Below are 15,825 nucleotides of genomic sequence, written 5' to 3'. Positions count from 1 at the left end.
AAACCACTTCATGCCCGCGCTGAACCTCGACACCGACCAGGACCGGATCGCCGAGCGCGTCAACGAACCCGACACATTGTTCGTTGCATGCCTGTGCGCGGAGTGGTGCGGAACGTGTCGCGAGTACCGGGACGCTTTCAACCGGCTGGCCGAGCGGCACCCGGAAGTCTGTTTCGCATGGATCGACATCGAAACTCATGCGGATCGCTTCGACGACCTGGATGTCGAGAATTTCCCGACCGTCCTGATCGAAGACTCGGTGACGACACGTTTCTTCGGTACGGTTTTGCCGCAGGTGTCGATCGTCGAGCGGATGCTGTCGGATCTGACCGCGCTGCCCGGTGTGACCGGCGCGCCGAAGCTGCGGCCGGCGCTGGCGGTCGCCTGAAGGCGGCCCTGCGCGCCGCCTGGCCAAACCGAAAGCCTCCCGACGCGCGGCTTGCGGCACGGGCCGTCGCCGACAATTTTTGGGGCAGCTTCACCGCTGGCATCGCTGTCCGCACGCGGCGTTTGCCGCAGTTGATCAACCGCTGGACGCGCAATTATGTTGGCGCGCTTTTATGGCACCGGGCACGTTCGGTTCTCGCCTTGTGCTATAAAGCGGTCGTTATTGGGTCGAACAAGGTCTCAAGCGAGCGCCGCGCGCCATGTTGGCGCTCAAGACCACCCACCCGCATCTTCCAACCTCACATCGAGTCATGTCCAAAGCACTGATCATCGCCGAAAAGCCTTCTGTCGCGAACGACATCGCGCGCGCTTTGGGCGGCTTTACCAAGCATGACGAGTACTATGAAAGCGACGACTACGTGCTTTCATCGGCAGTGGGCCACCTGCTGGAAATTGCCGCGCCCGACGAATACGAAGTCAAGCGCGGCAAGTGGAGCTTTGCCAATCTGCCCGTCATTCCTCCGCATTTCGATCTGAATCCGATCGCGAAGAGCGAGTCGCGTCTGAAGTTGCTGACCCGGCTGTTGAAGCGCAAGGACATCGACCGTCTGATCAACGCATGCGACGCGGGACGCGAGGGCGAGCTGATTTTCCGCCTGATCGCGCAGCACGCGAAAGCCAAACAGCCGGTGCAGCGGCTGTGGCTGCAGTCGATGACGGCCGGCGCGATCCGCGACGGTTTCGCGCGTCTGCGCAGCGACGAAGAGATGCAGCCGCTCGCCGATGCGGCGCGGTGCCGCTCGGAGGCGGACTGGCTCGTCGGCATCAATGGCACGCGCGCGATGACCGCCTTCAACAGCAAGGGCGGCGGCTTCTTCCTGACCACGGTCGGGCGCGTGCAGACGCCGACGCTGTCGATCGTCGTCGAGCGCGAAGAGAAGATTCGACGCTTCGTGCCGCGCGATTACTGGGAAGTGAAGGCGGAGTTCGTCTGCGCGGGCGGCTTCTACGAAGGCCGCTGGTTCGATCCGAAATTCAAGCGCGACGAGTTCGATCCGGAGAAGCGCGATTCGCGCCTCTGGGCGTTGCCAGCGGCAGAGACGATCGTCGCGGCTTGCCGCGGTCAGTTGGGCACGGTGACCGAGGAGTCGAAACCGTCAACGCAGCTGTCGCCCGCGCTCTTCGACCTGACCAGTCTGCAGCGTGAAGCCAACGGCCGCTTCGGCTTTTCGGCGAAGAACACGCTGGGTCTCGCTCAGGCGCTGTACGAAAAGCACAAGGTGCTGACCTATCCGCGAACCGACGCGCGCGCGCTGCCGGAAGACTATCTGGACACGGTCAAGCAGACGCTCGGGATGCTCAAGGAGAGCAACAACTACCTGCCGTTCGCGAAGCAGGCGCTCGATAAGGGCTGGGTGAAACCGAACAAGCGCATCTTCGACAATTCGAAGATCAGCGACCACTTCGCAATCATCCCGACGCTGCAGGCGCCGAAGAATCTGTCCGAACCCGAACAGAAGCTCTACGACCTCGTCGTGAAGCGCTTCCTTTCGGTGTTCTTCCCGGCCGCCGAATTCCGTGTGACGACGCGTATCACCGAGGTGGTCGGCCATCACTTCAAGACCGAAGGCAAGGTGCTGGTCGAGCCGGGCTGGCTGCAGATCTACGGCCGCGAAACCAGCGGCGATGACGCGAACCTCGTGCCGGTGCAGAAAGACGAAAAGGTCAAGACCGACAAGATCGCCGCGCATCAATTGGTCACGAAGCCACCAGCACGCTACAACGAAGCGACGCTGCTGTCGGCGATGGAAGGTGCGGGCAAACTGGTCGAAGACGACGAATTGCGCGAAGCGATGGCGGCCAAGGGGCTCGGCACGCCGGCAACGCGCGCGGCGATCATCGAAGGTCTGCTCACCGAAAAATACCTGATCCGCGAAGGCCGCGATCTGATTCCGACCGCCAAAGCCTTCCAGCTGATGACGCTGCTGCGCGGCCTCGGCGTGAAAGAGCTGACCGCGCCGGAGCTAACCGGCGAATGGGAATACAAGCTCTCGCAGATGGAGCGCGGCAACCTGCCGCGCGACGCGTTCATGCAGGAAATCGCGCGCATGACGCAGACCATCGTCAAGCGGGCGAAGGAATACGATTCCGACACGATACCCGGCGATTACGCGACGTTGCAGACCCCTTGCCCGAATTGCGGCGGCCAGGTGAAGGAAAACTACCGGCGTTTCGCGTGCTCGAAATGCGAGTTCTCGATCTCGAAGATTCCGGGCGGTCGTCAGTTCGAGATCGCCGAAGTCGAAGAACTGCTTCAGAACAAGACGATCGGGCCGCTGTCGGGCTTCCGCAGCAAGATGGGTCGGCCGTTCTCGGCGATCCTGAAACTGTCGCTCGACGATGAAATCAAGAACTATAAGCTCGAGTTCGACTTCGGCCAGGATGCGGCCGGCGAAGACGGCGAACCGCCCGACTTCTCCGATCAGGAGCCGGTCGGCGCGTGTCCAAAGTGTCACGGCCGCGTGTTCGAGCACGGCATGAGTTACGTGTGCGAAAACTCGGTGGCGAGTCCGAAGACGTGCGACTTTCGCTCCGGCAAGGTGATTCTGCAGCAGGAAATCGCCCGCGAGCAGATGTCCAAGTTGCTCGAGGAAGGTCGCACCGATCTGCTGACGAACTTTAAATCGTCGCGCACGGGTCGTAACTTCAAGGCGTTCCTCGTCAAGCAGAACGACGGCAAGATCGGCTTCGAGTTCGAGAAGAAGGAACCGGCGGCGGCGAAAACCGCGGCGGCCAAGACTTCGGGTGCTCGTTCCACGGCGAAAGCGATGCCGGAAGCGGACGAAGGCGATACCGCCGTGGCCGTGAAGGCCGAGCCAGCGGAAAAAAAGGCGGCGGCGAAGAAGGCGCCCGCCGCCAGGACCGCGGCGGCCAAGAAGGCGCCCGCGAAGAAAACTGCCGCGCGTAAGACCGGCTCGTAAGCCGGGCTTCGGATCGGCGGCGCGCTGTGGCAGCCGCAAGTGTCCATGAAAAAAGCGCGGTCACTCGAAGTGACCGCGCCTTTTTTATCGGCCGCCCGTATCCCCGCGGGCTTTGACATCCGGAGACTTACAGCGGCGACAACGCCGTTGGCCGTGTGCTGCGGTTGGGCGACTTCCCCAGCGGCTTTGGCACGGCTGGCGACAGCTCGCTATCGAGTAGCCGCGACAGCGGCTCGGCGCCATCGAACGCTTCCGGCGCGCGCGACTCGGCTGTCTCGAACGCGGCCGACGTCGCCGGGCGTTCGAGACCGTCCTTGATCCACTGTTCGCCGAGCACGCTGTTCGGCGTCTGGTTGAAATGCTCGACCAGGTGGTCGATGAACGTGCGCACTTTGGCCGGAAGATGACGGCGGCTCGGGTACGCAATATTGATCTCGACCTGCGGCAACCGGTAGTCGCCGAGCAGACGCACGAGCCGGCCGCGCGTCATGTCGCGGCCGATCAGGTAGCTCGGCAGGATCGCGATGCCCATGCCGAGCAGCGCAAACTGGCGCAGCATTTCCGTATTGTTCGCGACGATCACGTTCGACGGCCGCACGCGCACTTCCCCTTCGGGCCCCGTGAACACGCGCTCGTCGCCCCAGTATTCGGACGGCAGGCTCAGGCACGGATGTTCGAGCAGATGTTCAGGGCGGCTCGGCGTGCCATGCTTTTCCAGATACGCCGGGGTCGTGCAGACGGTCATGCAGCCCGTGGTCAGACGCCGCGTGACGATGCTCGCGCTGCGCATTTGCCGCGCGATGACGACGCCGACGTCGAAACCTTCCTCGACGAGATCGACCTGACGGTCAACCAGCGTGACGTCGGGAATGACCTTCGGATAGCGCTCCGCGTACGTTTGCAGCACGGGCGCGAGGTTATGCAGCCCGAACACGACTGGCGCGACGATGCGCAGCGTGCCGACGGGTTCGTGATTGCGCGCGACCACCATCTGTTCGACGTCTTCCAGTTCGTCGAGAATTTGACGGGCGCGCTCGAGATAGACCTGACCGGACTCGGTCAGCGACAAGCTGCGGGTCGTGCGATTGAGCAGCCGCGTACCAAGACGGCCCTCGAGGTCTGCAACGTGGCGGGTGGCGACCGCGTTGGAAATATCCATTGCGCTCGCGGCGCGGGCAAAACTGCCGAGATCCGCCACCTTGACGAAAACTCGCATCGACTGCAAATGATCCATAGGACAACTCCTGCCTTGTTACTGCTTCCTGACAATTGGTGGAAACCAGTGGAAGCGAACTTGGAATTCTCCTACGACTCGCAAAATCGTGCAGAAGTTGCCCGCGAACCGGGAAATATTGTCAATTTTGGTACGACTGTGTCAATTCAACCGGGGCCTGAACAGCTATTATTCCCAAAATCAAAACAATTTACTGCGCCGCAGCTTGCTCGATGTTTTTTGTTCGAATAGACGCAAACGTCGTTCAGAGCATTGCGGGAGTCGAAGGGTCGACCATTAACGAGGCGCACATAGAAAAAGCCGCCAACGGGCGGCTTTTAACTGTAAGTGAGCACTCACATGATCAGGCCGTGAGTTTTCCCTCGAACGCGTGCTTCGCTTCAGTCAGTGCCGGCGGCAGACCTTGTTGCAGCGTGTCAAACAGCTTTGCGTGCAGCACGAGTTCGTCACGCCATGCAGCGTCGTCGACGGAAATGACCTGCTCAAACTGCTCGCGGCTGAAGTTCAGGCCGCTCCAGTCGATGTCCTCGTAGTGGGGCGAAATACCGAACGCATGATCTTCGCCCTGCGCGGTGCCCTCGACGCGCCCAACGATCCAGCTCAACACGCGCATGTTTTCGCCGAAGCCCGGCCACACGAACTTGCCGTCCGCGCCCTTGCGGAACCAGTTCACGCAGAAGATTTTCGGCAGCTTCGCGCTCAGCTGCTGCAAACGCTCGCCGGTTTTCAGCCAATGGCTGAAATAGTCGCTCATGTTGTAGCCGCAGAACGGCAGCATCGCGAACGGATCGCGACGCACCACGCCCTGCTGGCCCGCCGCCGCGGCCGTGGTTTCGGAGCCCATCGTCGCCGCCATGTAGACGCCCTCGACCCAGTTGCGCGCTTCGGTGACGAGCGGCACGGTGGTCGAGCGACGACCGCCGAAGATGAAGGCGTCGATCGCGACACCGGCCGGGTTTTCCCAGTCCGCATCGATCGATGGGCACTGCGACGCAGGTGCCGTGAAGCGCGCGTTCGGGTGCGCCGCTTTACGGCCGGTTTCCTTTGCGTCGGCCGGCGTCCAGTCGTTGCCCAGCCAGTCGATCAAGTGCGCCGGCGGCTCGTCGGTCATGCCTTCCCACCAGACGTCGCCGTCGTCGGTCAGCGCAACGTTCGTGAAGATCACGTTTTCCTTCAACGTGGCGAGCGCGTTGTAATTGGTCTTTTCGCTGGTGCCGGGCGCGACGCCGAAATAACCCGCTTCCGGATTGATCGCGTACAGGCGGCCGTCCTTGCCCGGCTTGATCCACGCGATGTCGTCACCGATCGTGGAGATTTTCCAGCCGTTCAGTGCCGCCGGCGGGATCAGCATCGCAAAGTTGGTCTTGCCGCACGCCGACGGGAACGCCGCCGCGACGTGATGCTTGCGCCCTTCCGGCGAGGTGACGCCGAGAATCAGCATGTGTTCGGCGAGCCATCCCTCGTCGCGCCCCATCGTCGATGCGATGCGCAGCGCGAAGCACTTCTTGCCTAGCAGTGCGTTGCCACCATAGCCCGAGCCAAAGCTCCAGATTTCGCGCGATTCGGGGAAATGCACGATGTACTTGGTCTTGTTGCAAGGCCACGATGCATCCTGCTCGCCCGCCGCGAGCGGCGCGCCGACCGAATGCACGCACGGCACGAACTCGCCCTCCTCGCCGAGCACGTCGTACACCTTGCGGCCCATGCGCGTCATGATGCGCATATTGGTCACGACGTACGGGCTGTCGCTCAGTTCGACGCCGATGTGCGCGATCGGCGAGCCGAGCGGACCCATCGAGAACGGCACCACGTACATCGTGCGGCCGCGCATTGCGCCGTCGAACAGGCCGTCGAGCGTCGAGCGCATTTCGGCCGGGGCGACCCAGTTGTTGGTGGGGCCCGCGTCCTCGGCGCGCTGCGAGCAGATGAAGGTACGATCCTCGACGCGCGCGACGTCGGACGGATCGGAGCAGGCGAGATAGGAATTGGGACGCTTGGCGGGGTTGAGTTTCTTCAGGGTCCCGGCTTCGACCATCTGCGCGCACAGGCGGTCATATTCTTCCTGCGAGCCGTCGCACCAGACCACTTTTTCGGGCTTGGTCAGCGCGGCGATGCGCTGGACCCAGTCGATCAGCTTGCGGTGTTTGACCCATGTGGGCGCCTCGATAGTGGGCTGTCCTTCGAACGAGGGATGATTCATCGACTTGTCTCCGTTTGAAGCAATGGAAAAACGGTACAAGCCCGGGGACGCTGCATGCGAGAGGCATTGAATTCATCGCGATGACGTGTCAACTTTCGACTGCCGCGCACGATTGCGCAGATCGTCCTGGGCCACACAGCTTGCCAGGCGGAGGCGCGCTTCGTACACGGCTTCTGCAACCTTGTGTAAAGCGGCTTGCCTCAACACGCAACAAACTGCTAAAAACGTTCTCAATTCGCCTTCACGTAGCGCTACCGTTCTTTTGCGTGCGAAAGCTTCTACGGTAGGACATTCAGCCAGACCAGCGTGTGACCTACATCACATGCTGGGACAGTCAGCATAACATTCCGTTCGCACCACCGAGGTGCGCAGCAAAGTACATACCATGAAGATTGCCATCCTTGACGATTACCAGGACGCCGTTCGCAAGCTCGACTGCTTTCAATTGCTGGCCGACCAGGAAGTCAAAGTATTCAACAATACCGTGCGCGGTCTCGGACAACTGGCGAGCCGTCTCGCGGAAGTCGACGCCCTCGTCCTGATTCGCGAACGTACCCGCATCACCTCGCAACTGCTCGACAAGCTGCCACGTTTGCGCATGATCAGTCAGACCGGCAAGGTGTCGAGCCACATCGATCTCGCGGCCTGTACCGAGCGCGGCATCGCCGTCCTCGAGGGCAGCGGTTCGCCGGTCGCGCCGGCCGAGCTGACGTGGGCACTCATCATGGCCGCCCAACGGCGTATTCCGCAATACGTGGCAAACCTTAAACAGGGCGCCTGGCAGCAATCGGGGCTAAAGACATCGGCGCTGCCGCCGAACTTCGGTTTGGGTCAGGTGCTGCGCGGACAGACGCTAGGGATCTGGGGCTACGGCAAGATCGGCCGGCTCGTGGCCGGCTATGGCAAGGCGTTCGGCATGAACGTGCTGGTGTGGGGCCGCGAGCATTCGCGCGAAGCCGCTCGCGCCGACGGCTACGGTGTCGCGGCGAGTCGTGAGGAGCTGTTCGAGAACAGCGATGTGCTGTCGCTGCATCTGCGTCTGCACGACGACACGCGTGGCATCGTCAAGCAGGACGACCTGATGCGCATGAAGCCGACCGCACTGCTCGTGAACACGAGCCGCGCCGAACTGCTCGATGAGAATGCGCTGGTGAGCGCGCTGTCGCACAATCGTCCAGGAATGGTCGCGATCGACGTCTACGAAAGCGAGCCGATCCTGCAGGGGTACAGCCTGCTGCGCATGGAAAACGTGATCTGCACACCGCACATTGGCTATGTGGAGCGTGAGAGCTACGAGCTGTATTTCGCCGCGGCGTTCAGGAACATTCTCGCGTTCGATGCCGGCGATACCGCCAGTGTCGCGAATCCGGAGGCATTGCAGGGCGGCCGTCGGCGATGATTGGCGGGTGGCGCGGCTGGCGGCCAGGTTCGGCCCGCTGGGCCGCGTCGCTCACCGTGCTTCGTGCGCTCCCGCCTCCATCAATGCGGGTATGCGCCCAAGGAAGGTCTCGCCGTCCGCGCGGCCGAGGTTGTACGCGTGCACCATCTGCGACGGACTCGTGTAATCCCAACTCGAAATCGGTACCTTGCGCGACGGCTGCACGTATAGCCGCTGCTGCACGCCGTGCGGGACGACGAACATCTGCGGCCGCGGATAAAGACGCGTGACCATCACGAGCACGTTGCCCGGCGCATCGGCGTCGAGCGCGCCGACCGGCACGTTATCGACCATGCCGCCGTCGAGCACCGGCCGGCCGTTGCGCCGTAGAACCGGCGTGAACGGCGGCGTACTCGACGATTGCAGGATCAGGTCCGCCAACTCCTCGACGCTCGCGCAATCCTGCGCGCGCACGAATTCCGGCTGAAAACCGAGCGTCCGACCAAGCGTCGGATGCAGCGTCTTGCGCACGTATTTTTCGATGTTGTATGCGACCAGCCCCGCCGCGACCGCGCTTCTCGCGCCCAGCCAGCGCGGCAGATGCGACACGCCGATACGGATTTCCGGCGCCTGCGCGAGCCTGGAAAACCTGTCGCCGTAGATGTCGAGCAGCGCCTGCCGGTAAATCCGGTAATGCGGGAACACCGACTCGCCGCGCAGCAGGTTGCCCCAGTAGGCGTTGCGCGTATTGTGGCGCAGCGCGTCCTCGTAATAGCGCATGACCCAGTCGGAATCGCCGCGCGTGTAAATCATGCACGCGGTCGCGGCGCCGGCCGAGATGCCGGTGATCACGCGCGGGCGGATGTCGAGTTGCGGCTGCACGACGTCCCAAAAACCCGCCTGCCACCAACAGCGGTTGCCCCCGCCTGCGAATACGACCTGATCGAACATGCTGCTTTTCCTTGCTTTCCTTTGCTCTTGCTACGGGTAGGTTGCATGGCCGCCAGCTCGGGTCCGGCGGGCACTCACTCCAGCAGCGCGTAAGTCGTGGTGGCGTGAACGGCCATATTGCCGCCTTCGTCGAACAGCTCGACTTCGCCGAACACCAGATTGCGGCCCATGCGCAGCACGCGCGCCTTGATCAACACGTCGCCCTTGCGGACCGCGCGCATGAAATTGATGTTTAGTGACACCGTGCTCATCGGCTTGAAGCCGCCGAGCGCGGCTGTGATGGCGACGACCATCGCCGTATCCGCGGCCGCCATGAACACCTGGCCGCTGATCATGCCGCCTGAGTGACGCCACTCGCCGGAAAACGGCAGACGCAGCGTCGCGCTTTCCTCGTCGACGTTGACCGGCGTCAGCGTGAGCGCTCGGACCCATGGCGCGAGAACTCGGTCGAGCAACTCGGTGATCTCTTTGTCATCCATGGCAACCCCCGGTCGAAAGCCACACGATGCTGCGCGCGGCGAGATGTCCGCGACATGATACCGGCAGGATTGGACGCGTCGGTGCTTTCTGGACGGCGGCTTTGTCGAGGAAAGACTCAATCTCGGGCGATGTGATCCTTTTAATAAAACTACTAAATGGGGTTGGCAATCTCGAAAACATCCTGCATAATTTCGTTTCTGTCGGGGCGTTAGCTCAGTTGGTAGAGCAGCGGACTCTTAATCCGTAGGTCGAGTGTTCGAGTCACTCACGCCCCACCAAAGAATTCAAAGGCTCCAGAGCAATCGGGAGCCTTTTTCATTTGTGGCTTTGTGCCGCAAACGTGCCATGACGGATCATCATGGCATCGATCGTTTTGGCATGGTCTACCAGAATGGCCGGGCTCAGATGCGCATATCGCTGCACCATCTGCCCTGTTTGCCAGCCACCCAGCCCCCGCACGGCATACAACGGCGCCCCGTTCTGCACCAGCCAGGACGCCCAGCAATGCCGCCTGTCATGCCAGCGGAAATTCCCGATTCCAACTTCCTGCAAGGCATTCCGCCACGATCGGGTGTTGGCGTTGACGATGGGCCTGCCCCTGAACGTGCCAGTTCCACGTTCAAGTGCCGCCCGGATTATCTGCACCTCTATCACAACAGCCTCACGCTCGGTCAACTGTCACGTTTCGGCTAATTGCTCGCGCTAGCTAATATGCACGAGTCAACTAGTGCTCGCGTCAAGAAGGCCCAGACCATATACGCGTCCTGAGTTTTCCTTCTGGCATTAAAAAAATTAAATGCCAACTGTAAAGATTCATGCCGGATTGCCGTTATTCGGGTGGCGTCAATGGAGAACACCGGACGCTACTTGCCCAATTCCCGTTAGGCAGAAGACTCAACGACTTAAAAACTAAAGAACAACGAGCGAGGAACCATGGAAGTCAAATTGATGGGGGCTGCAGCCTTGTCGCTGCTTTTGCTGGCTGCATGCTCCGACATGCAGATGGGCGCAACGTCGGCGAAAACGACCGCGACCGGCTCGGCGGCTGGCGCGACATCCCAGAACGCCAATGCCAGCCTGCCGCATTGCACCGCGCCCCTCGGGACCGTTTCGATTGTCGAAGACACCACTGCCCCCTGGTATGGCCTGCTGACCGGGCAATATCAGCTTGGCAGTACTGTCCCTGTTCTAAAGCTGCTGGTGCAGCAATCCAACTGCTTCGTGATTGTCGATCGTGGCCGTGCACTGGCTGCCGCCATGGATGAGCGGCAGCTCAATGCAACTGGCGAGCTTCGCAAGACTTCAAAAATGCACAAAGGCCAGATGGTCGCCGCCGACTACACCATCAGTCCCAGTATTACGTTTAGCAACAACAACGCAGGTGGCGGTGCAGCGGGACTGCTCGCGTTTGTGCCGGTCGTCGGCGGAGCGCTTGCGGGTGTCGCCGGCACGATGAAGACTCAGGAAGCATCGACATTGCTCACGCTGGTCGACAACCGTTCGAGCGTCCAACTGGCCGCCGCAGAAGGGTCGGCCAAGAACGTCGACTATGGCATGCTCGCCGGCATCGTCGCCGGAGGCTTTGGTGGTGCAGGTGGCGGCGCTGGAGGTGCATATGCGAATACCGCGCAGGGCAAGGTCGTTGTGGCCGCCTTTACGGATTCGCTAAGTAATCTCGTCGCATCCGTGAAGCAATACAAAGCGCAAAGCGTGAAGGGTGGCCTCGGTGCCGGCGGTGCTTTGCAGGTGAATTGATCGCCGTATAAGAGCAGTAAGCCACCAGGAAATTCAAAGGGTTGCACGCGAATGCGTCGCAACCTTTTTTCATTTCCAGCGCAGAAAATCGCGAGCGAACGCTCAACCCACTCCCGTCTGCGCGACCCTATTCCTACCCCCGGCCTTTGCCGTATACAACGCCTCGTCCGCAGCACGAATCACAACGCTGACATCCGTCACCAGATCCGGCCGCGACGTGGTCGCGCCGATGCTGACCGTCACGCGACCAAACTCGCAGCCCACGTGCGCGATGCCCAACTCGCCCAGCGCCACGCGGATGTTCTCGCCGACCACCCCGGCACCGGCCACATCGGTATCCGGCAGCACCACGATGAACTCCTCGCCGCCGTATCGGCCGACGCAATCGCCCGGCCGCTGGATCACCCGGCGGATGCAGCGCGCGACCGCGGTCAACGCAACGTCGCCGGCCTGGTGCCCGTACGTGTCGTTGTAGGCCTTGAAGTGATCGATATCGACGAACAGCAGCGACAACACGCTGCCCGTGCGGCGCGCGCGCAGCCATTCGCGGTCGAGCGTTTCGCACAGCGCGCGGCGATTGGGCAGGCCGGTGAGTCCGTCCGTGCCGGCAAGCCGTTCGAGTTCGTGCTCCACCCGCTGCCGTCGCCGCAACTCGGCGCTCAGCCATGCCGACAACACGATCACGCCGATTCCGAAGATCAGCATCAGCGAACCGATCGTCAGCGCGCGCTCCCACCAGCCCGCATAGATATCGGCGGTCGACTCGGCGACCAGCACGATCAGCGGCAATTGCGGAATCCGTCTGAACGAGTAGAGCCGCTCGGCGCCATCGAATGGCGAAGACGTGATAAAGCTGCCCTCGTCTTTCGCGAGCACGTGCTGGAAGAACGCCGTCCTGCTGATGTCGCTACCGCTCACGTGTCGATCGTCGGGCCGTCGCACGATGATCGTGCCGTCCGTTCTAAGGATCGACATCGAGCCATGCTGCCCGATCCTCAGATCCGCAAACAAGCTCGCAAAGTACGCTTGATCGATACCAAGCGCGACGATCCCGGCAAACGATCCGTCCGGCCGCGACAGTCGCCGGCTCAGCGCGATGCTGCGCGAACCAGGTCTGAGTCTCGAACCGTATGGGGCGCTGACGTCGAGCCCGAAGCCCGGGTCGTCGCGATGAATCCTGAAGTACGGACGATCGGAGAGGTTGCCTCCGCGCGGCACGTCGCTTTCCGAATCCATCACGACGTTGCCCAGCGCGTCGATCACCACCATCGCGCCGACGTATTGCCCGGTGGCCGCGCGATCGAACAGGATCTCGCGCCGCAAACGCGGCGAATCGAGCACGCCCGGACGCCCGAGGCCATCGGCGACGGCTTGCAGCGACAGCGCGTACAGTTCGAAATTGCGCGCGATGTCTCGCTCGGTGATCGTCGCGACATCGCGCGTTGAATCGAGCGCGCGTGCGATCGCATCCTCGCGGCTCTGATACAGCGCATAGCCACACAGCGCGAGCATTGCCAGCACCACGCCGCATCCCGCGTAGATAACGCCATCGCGCGGCATCCGCCATCTGCGCGCCCGCGCGATCAGCACGCGAAACCGGCCCCTTCTTTTGTGGATCATTTCGTTTAATCCATTCGATTGCTCGTTTCCAAAAGAAACGGACCGGTCTATTAATACTGACGTCAGGCATTCATCGCGCGCCGAATGCATTCGCTTTTTAGAGGCCTCGGACCATTTATCGGACGGAATGATCTTGCGCTTCATAGGGACATATCTCAGGTTTATGAAGTAGAATTTACAGATAATCTGAAAAATCTGCTTTTTCTCGATAACGTTTGCGCCTATCGCTTTTCAAAATTAAAACGCGCGTTTGTTATTCCATCATCACGTTATTTTTTGTTCCGCTGAAGTGGCATGCGGTTTTTCCCCGCCTTTCGGGTGGGCAATTTCCTTCAATACATGCTCTCGCCGTCTCGTTACCGTTGAGCGTCGCAATCCATTCGCACACTCACGTTTCGAGGTATCCGATGACCGCATTACTTTCGATGGCCGCGTTCGCGCTCGCCAGTTCCATTTCTCCCGGGCCGGTCAACGTCGTCGCGCTGAGCGCCGGCGCGCAGCACGGGCTCGCCGCGAGTCTGCGGCACGTCACTGGCGCGACGGTCGGTTTCACGTTGCTGCTTCTGTTGATCGGCCTCGGTCTGCACGAATTGCTCGCGCGCTTTCCCAATCTGATCGAGATCGTCAAATGGGCGGGCGTGGGCTTTCTGCTCTACATGGCCTACAAGCTCACCGTCGATAACGGCCAGCTCGGCGCGGAAAAGCCGGCGCGCGGGCCGTCGTTCGCGCACGGCGCGGCGATGCAATGGCTCAATCCTAAGGCGTGGCTCGCGTCGCTGGCCGGCATGAGCGCATATGCGGCCGGCGGCGACGGCAAGCTCGTCTGGCAATTCACGGCGCTGTACTTCGTGATCTGCTATCTGTCGATCGCGAGCTGGGCGTACGCCGGCACGTTTTTGCGCAGGCATCTGCGTGAAGCGAAGCGGGTCAAGGTGTTCAATCGCGTGATGGCGGCGCTGCTCGCGCTCAGTGCGTTGTATCTGCTCGTGGAGTGACGCGGATCGCGCCTCCTTCCTGAAGTGGCCTCACGCCGCGCGGCGCTCAACTGCGATATTGCCCCGGCGTCGCCGCCACCAGCCGCTTGAAGGTGCGCTGCAAATGCGCCTGATCGGCGAAGCCGGCGTCGAGCGCGACATCGGCGATCAGCGCCCGCGCCGCAGTTGCGCGCGACTGTACTGGATCCGTCGGTTGATCAGATACGCGTGCGGCGTCATGCCGTAGCGCAGCTTGAACGCGCGTATCAGATGCGACGCTGACAGCCCGGCCGCCTCGCACACGTCGCCGAGTTTCAGCGCGCGTGTGCAGTTGTCGGTGATGTACGCCGCGGCACGCGCGAGCTGGCCGCTCGCGGCACGCTCGGGCAAGCTCGCCGGATTGAGCGTTTGCTGCACGTGGGAGAAGAAGGTGATGGCCGCGCTTTCCTTGCGCAGCGTGTCCTTGTCGTTGTCGGTGCTGGCGAGAATCGCGCACAGCCGGTTCAGGCCGTCGAACAACGCGGCGTCGAGCGTCATGATCTGCGAAAAAGCGCGGAACGCATGGTTCTCGTTGAAGCCAAGCTCGTGCTGCAGTTTCGTGAACCACGCGACGTCGACGTGCAGCATCCGATACGACCAGCGCTCTCCGGCAACGGGGTTGCACGCGTGCACATCGTCGGGGTTCATCACCACGACGGCGCCCGCGCCGATCCATTCCCGCGCGTGACGGTTCAGGTACACGCTGCGGCCGCCCGTCACCGCGCCGATCGAGAACGTTTCGTGTGAATGCCTGGCGTAGCAGACCTTGCGGCCATCGTCGATGGAGCGCGCCTCGATAAACGGTAGCGCGTTGCTGCGCCAGAAGCGCGGCGCGGTTGCGCCGGTTGCGCGTGCGGTGTTCGCAGCGCTTGCCGCTTCGGTCGTCTCGCCCATGCACGCTCTCCGGTTGATCCGTCGACTTCGCCATCGTCTTCGCGAAGCCTACGTATCGTAGCCGTCAAACGCATGGCCAACAAGCGAACGCGCGGCGCCGCTCGCCAACGGCGCCGCCTGCCCGGCGCGACGCGACTACTTCGCGCTGACGTCGATATTGCCGAGGTATTTCGCAGCAAGCGTCTTCACGGTGCCATCGGCTTGCACCTTTGCGATCGCGGCGTTCAACTGATCGCGCAGCGCGGTGTCGCCCTTGCGAATACCGTATGCGATGCCGCTGCCGAGAATCTTGTCGTCGCGCACCGGCTGACCGACGAACGCGTACCCCTTGCCTTCGGGCTTCGACAGAAAGCCCGTTTGTCCGGCGGGCGCGAGCACCAGCGTGCCATCGAGACGCCCCGCGGTCAGATCGGCATAGACCTGGTTCTGATCCTGGTACGGCAGCACGATCACGCCGGCCGGCTCCCAATGCGCCTTCGCGAAGGTCTCCTGAATCGAGCCTTGCAGCACACCGATGCGCTTGCCCTTCAGGGACGCGGGCGTCGGCAGCAGACCGCTATCGCGTCGCGCGATCAGCTGCGTCGGCACGCGATAGACCACCGTCGTGAAATCGATCGCCTGGCGGCGCTGCTCGGTCGCGTTCATCGCCGAGTTGATCGCGTCGAACTTGCGGCCTTGCAGCGCTGGGATCAGGCCGTCGAACGAGGTTTCGACCCACTTGCACGTCATATGCGCGGCCGCGCAGACCGCGTTGCCGACGTCGATATCGAGCCCTTGCAGCTCGCCGCCCGGCCCTTTCGATTCGAACGGCGGGTACTGCGCTTCGAGGCCGAAGCGCAGCGTCGCGGTATCGGCGGCGCTTGCGGCCGACCACATTGCGAGCGACGCGCCTGCGCAGGCCAGCGCCAACAAGCACTTGAGCAACTTCATAA

Annotated in this window: 12 protein-coding genes, 1 tRNA gene and 1 pseudogene; 6 read left to right on the top strand and 8 right to left on the bottom strand. The window is 62.1% G+C overall.

What is annotated here, in order from left to right:
* Nucleotides 1–10 precede the first annotated feature (10 nt).
* The gene (locus tag OKW43_RS14130; RefSeq protein WP_187632364.1) at nucleotides 11–388 is read left to right on the top strand and encodes a thioredoxin family protein; all 378 of its coding nucleotides are present in this window, start codon (nucleotides 11–13) and stop codon (nucleotides 386–388) included.
* 310 nt (nucleotides 389–698) lie between these two features.
* Nucleotides 699–3,368: a DNA topoisomerase III gene (locus OKW43_RS14125; RefSeq protein ID WP_429447978.1), complete on the top strand. Its 2,670-nt coding sequence runs from the start codon at nucleotides 699–701 to the stop codon at nucleotides 3,366–3,368.
* Nucleotides 3,369–3,495: 127 nt separating this feature from the next.
* On the opposite strand, the gene OKW43_RS14120 is transcribed toward OKW43_RS14125, so the two are convergent.
* Together OKW43_RS14120 and OKW43_RS14115 are read right to left on the bottom strand one after the other, a co-directional pair.
* On the bottom strand, nucleotides 3,496–4,602 hold the full coding sequence (locus tag OKW43_RS14120) for a LysR family transcriptional regulator (RefSeq protein WP_429447976.1): 1,107 nt from the start codon (nucleotides 4,600–4,602) through the stop codon (nucleotides 3,496–3,498).
* A 343-nt stretch (nucleotides 4,603–4,945) separates the two neighbouring features.
* Nucleotides 4,946–6,802, bottom strand: a complete 1,857-nt coding sequence (locus OKW43_RS14115; RefSeq protein WP_187632368.1) for a phosphoenolpyruvate carboxykinase (GTP) — start codon at nucleotides 6,800–6,802, stop codon at nucleotides 4,946–4,948.
* Nucleotides 6,803–7,187: 385 nt separating this feature from the next.
* Here OKW43_RS14115 and OKW43_RS14110 point away from each other — a divergent pair, with 385 nt between their 5' ends.
* Nucleotides 7,188–8,201, top strand: coding sequence for a D-2-hydroxyacid dehydrogenase family protein (locus OKW43_RS14110; protein WP_429447973.1), 1,014 nt, complete (start codon nucleotides 7,188–7,190; stop codon nucleotides 8,199–8,201).
* A 51-nt stretch (nucleotides 8,202–8,252) separates the two neighbouring features.
* Here OKW43_RS14110 and OKW43_RS14105 read toward each other — a convergent pair whose 3' ends face one another.
* Together OKW43_RS14105 and OKW43_RS14100 are read right to left on the bottom strand one after the other, a co-directional pair.
* Nucleotides 8,253–9,131, bottom strand: a complete 879-nt coding sequence (locus tag OKW43_RS14105) for a patatin-like phospholipase family protein (protein WP_429447971.1) — start codon at nucleotides 9,129–9,131, stop codon at nucleotides 8,253–8,255.
* Between the two features lie 74 nt (nucleotides 9,132–9,205).
* Entirely contained in the window at nucleotides 9,206–9,610 is a 405-nt protein-coding gene (locus OKW43_RS14100; RefSeq protein WP_429447969.1) for a PaaI family thioesterase, read from the bottom strand.
* A 203-nt stretch (nucleotides 9,611–9,813) separates the two neighbouring features.
* On the opposite strand from OKW43_RS14100, the gene OKW43_RS14095 reads away from it, so the two are divergent.
* Nucleotides 9,814–9,889 (top strand) — tRNA-Lys (locus tag OKW43_RS14095).
* Between the two features lie 37 nt (nucleotides 9,890–9,926).
* Here OKW43_RS14095 and OKW43_RS14090 read toward each other — a convergent pair.
* Complete coding sequence (locus OKW43_RS14090) at nucleotides 9,927–10,286, bottom strand: tyrosine-type recombinase/integrase (RefSeq protein ID WP_187632377.1); 360 nt, start codon at nucleotides 10,284–10,286, stop codon at nucleotides 9,927–9,929.
* 258 nt (nucleotides 10,287–10,544) lie between these two features.
* On the opposite strand from OKW43_RS14090, the gene OKW43_RS14085 reads away from it, so the two are divergent.
* The gene (locus OKW43_RS14085) at nucleotides 10,545–11,366 is read left to right on the top strand and encodes a CsgG/HfaB family protein (protein WP_429447967.1); all 822 of its coding nucleotides are present in this window, start codon (nucleotides 10,545–10,547) and stop codon (nucleotides 11,364–11,366) included.
* 102 nt (nucleotides 11,367–11,468) lie between these two features.
* Here OKW43_RS14085 and OKW43_RS14080 read toward each other — a convergent pair whose 3' ends face one another.
* Nucleotides 11,469–12,986 carry a sensor domain-containing diguanylate cyclase gene (locus OKW43_RS14080; protein WP_429447965.1) on the bottom strand — a complete coding sequence of 506 codons (1,518 nt, stop codon included), beginning with the start codon at nucleotides 12,984–12,986 and terminating at the stop codon, nucleotides 11,469–11,471.
* Between the two features lie 407 nt (nucleotides 12,987–13,393).
* On the opposite strand from OKW43_RS14080, the gene OKW43_RS14075 reads away from it, so the two are divergent.
* Nucleotides 13,394–13,981, top strand: coding sequence for a LysE family translocator (locus tag OKW43_RS14075; RefSeq protein ID WP_187632380.1), 588 nt, complete (start codon nucleotides 13,394–13,396; stop codon nucleotides 13,979–13,981).
* Between the two features lie 46 nt (nucleotides 13,982–14,027).
* Here OKW43_RS14075 and OKW43_RS14070 read toward each other — a convergent pair.
* Together OKW43_RS14070 and OKW43_RS14065 are read right to left on the bottom strand one after the other, a co-directional pair.
* Nucleotides 14,028–14,893, bottom strand: a pseudogene (locus tag OKW43_RS14070) (AraC family transcriptional regulator).
* Nucleotides 14,894–15,028: 135 nt separating this feature from the next.
* A complete protein-coding gene (locus OKW43_RS14065; protein WP_429447963.1) occupies nucleotides 15,029–15,823 on the bottom strand; it encodes an ABC transporter substrate-binding protein in 795 nt (264 codons plus the stop codon).
* Between the last annotated feature and the right edge of the window lie 2 nt (nucleotides 15,824–15,825).

The sequence above is a fragment of the Paraburkholderia sp. WC7.3g genome, assembly GCF_050436345.1.
GTDB lineage: Bacteria > Pseudomonadota > Gammaproteobacteria > Burkholderiales > Burkholderiaceae > Paraburkholderia > Paraburkholderia podalyriae.
The sequence above is the reverse complement of the archived record's forward strand: the minus strand, read 5'-3'. Positions and strand labels throughout refer to the sequence as shown.

Coding starts and splice junctions, on each gene's coding strand:
- OKW43_RS14130 (WP_187632364.1), top strand. CDS start 11: ATGCCCGCGCTGAACCTCGACACCGACCAGGACCGGATCGCCGAGCGC.
- OKW43_RS14125 (WP_429447978.1), top strand. CDS start 699: ATGTCCAAAGCACTGATCATCGCCGAAAAGCCTTCTGTCGCGAACGAC.
- OKW43_RS14120 (WP_429447976.1), bottom strand. CDS start 4,602: ATGGATCATTTGCAGTCGATGCGAGTTTTCGTCAAGGTGGCGGATCTC.
- OKW43_RS14115 (WP_187632368.1), bottom strand. CDS start 6,802: ATGAATCATCCCTCGTTCGAAGGACAGCCCACTATCGAGGCGCCCACA.
- OKW43_RS14110 (WP_429447973.1), top strand. CDS start 7,188: ATGAAGATTGCCATCCTTGACGATTACCAGGACGCCGTTCGCAAGCTC.
- OKW43_RS14105 (WP_429447971.1), bottom strand. CDS start 9,131: ATGTTCGATCAGGTCGTATTCGCAGGCGGGGGCAACCGCTGTTGGTGG.
- OKW43_RS14100 (WP_429447969.1), bottom strand. CDS start 9,610: ATGGATGACAAAGAGATCACCGAGTTGCTCGACCGAGTTCTCGCGCCA.
- OKW43_RS14085 (WP_429447967.1), top strand. CDS start 10,545: ATGGAAGTCAAATTGATGGGGGCTGCAGCCTTGTCGCTGCTTTTGCTG.
- OKW43_RS14080 (WP_429447965.1), bottom strand. CDS start 12,986: ATGATCCACAAAAGAAGGGGCCGGTTTCGCGTGCTGATCGCGCGGGCG.
- OKW43_RS14075 (WP_187632380.1), top strand. CDS start 13,394: ATGACCGCATTACTTTCGATGGCCGCGTTCGCGCTCGCCAGTTCCATT.
- OKW43_RS14065 (WP_429447963.1), bottom strand. CDS start 15,823: ATGAAGTTGCTCAAGTGCTTGTTGGCGCTGGCCTGCGCAGGCGCGTCG.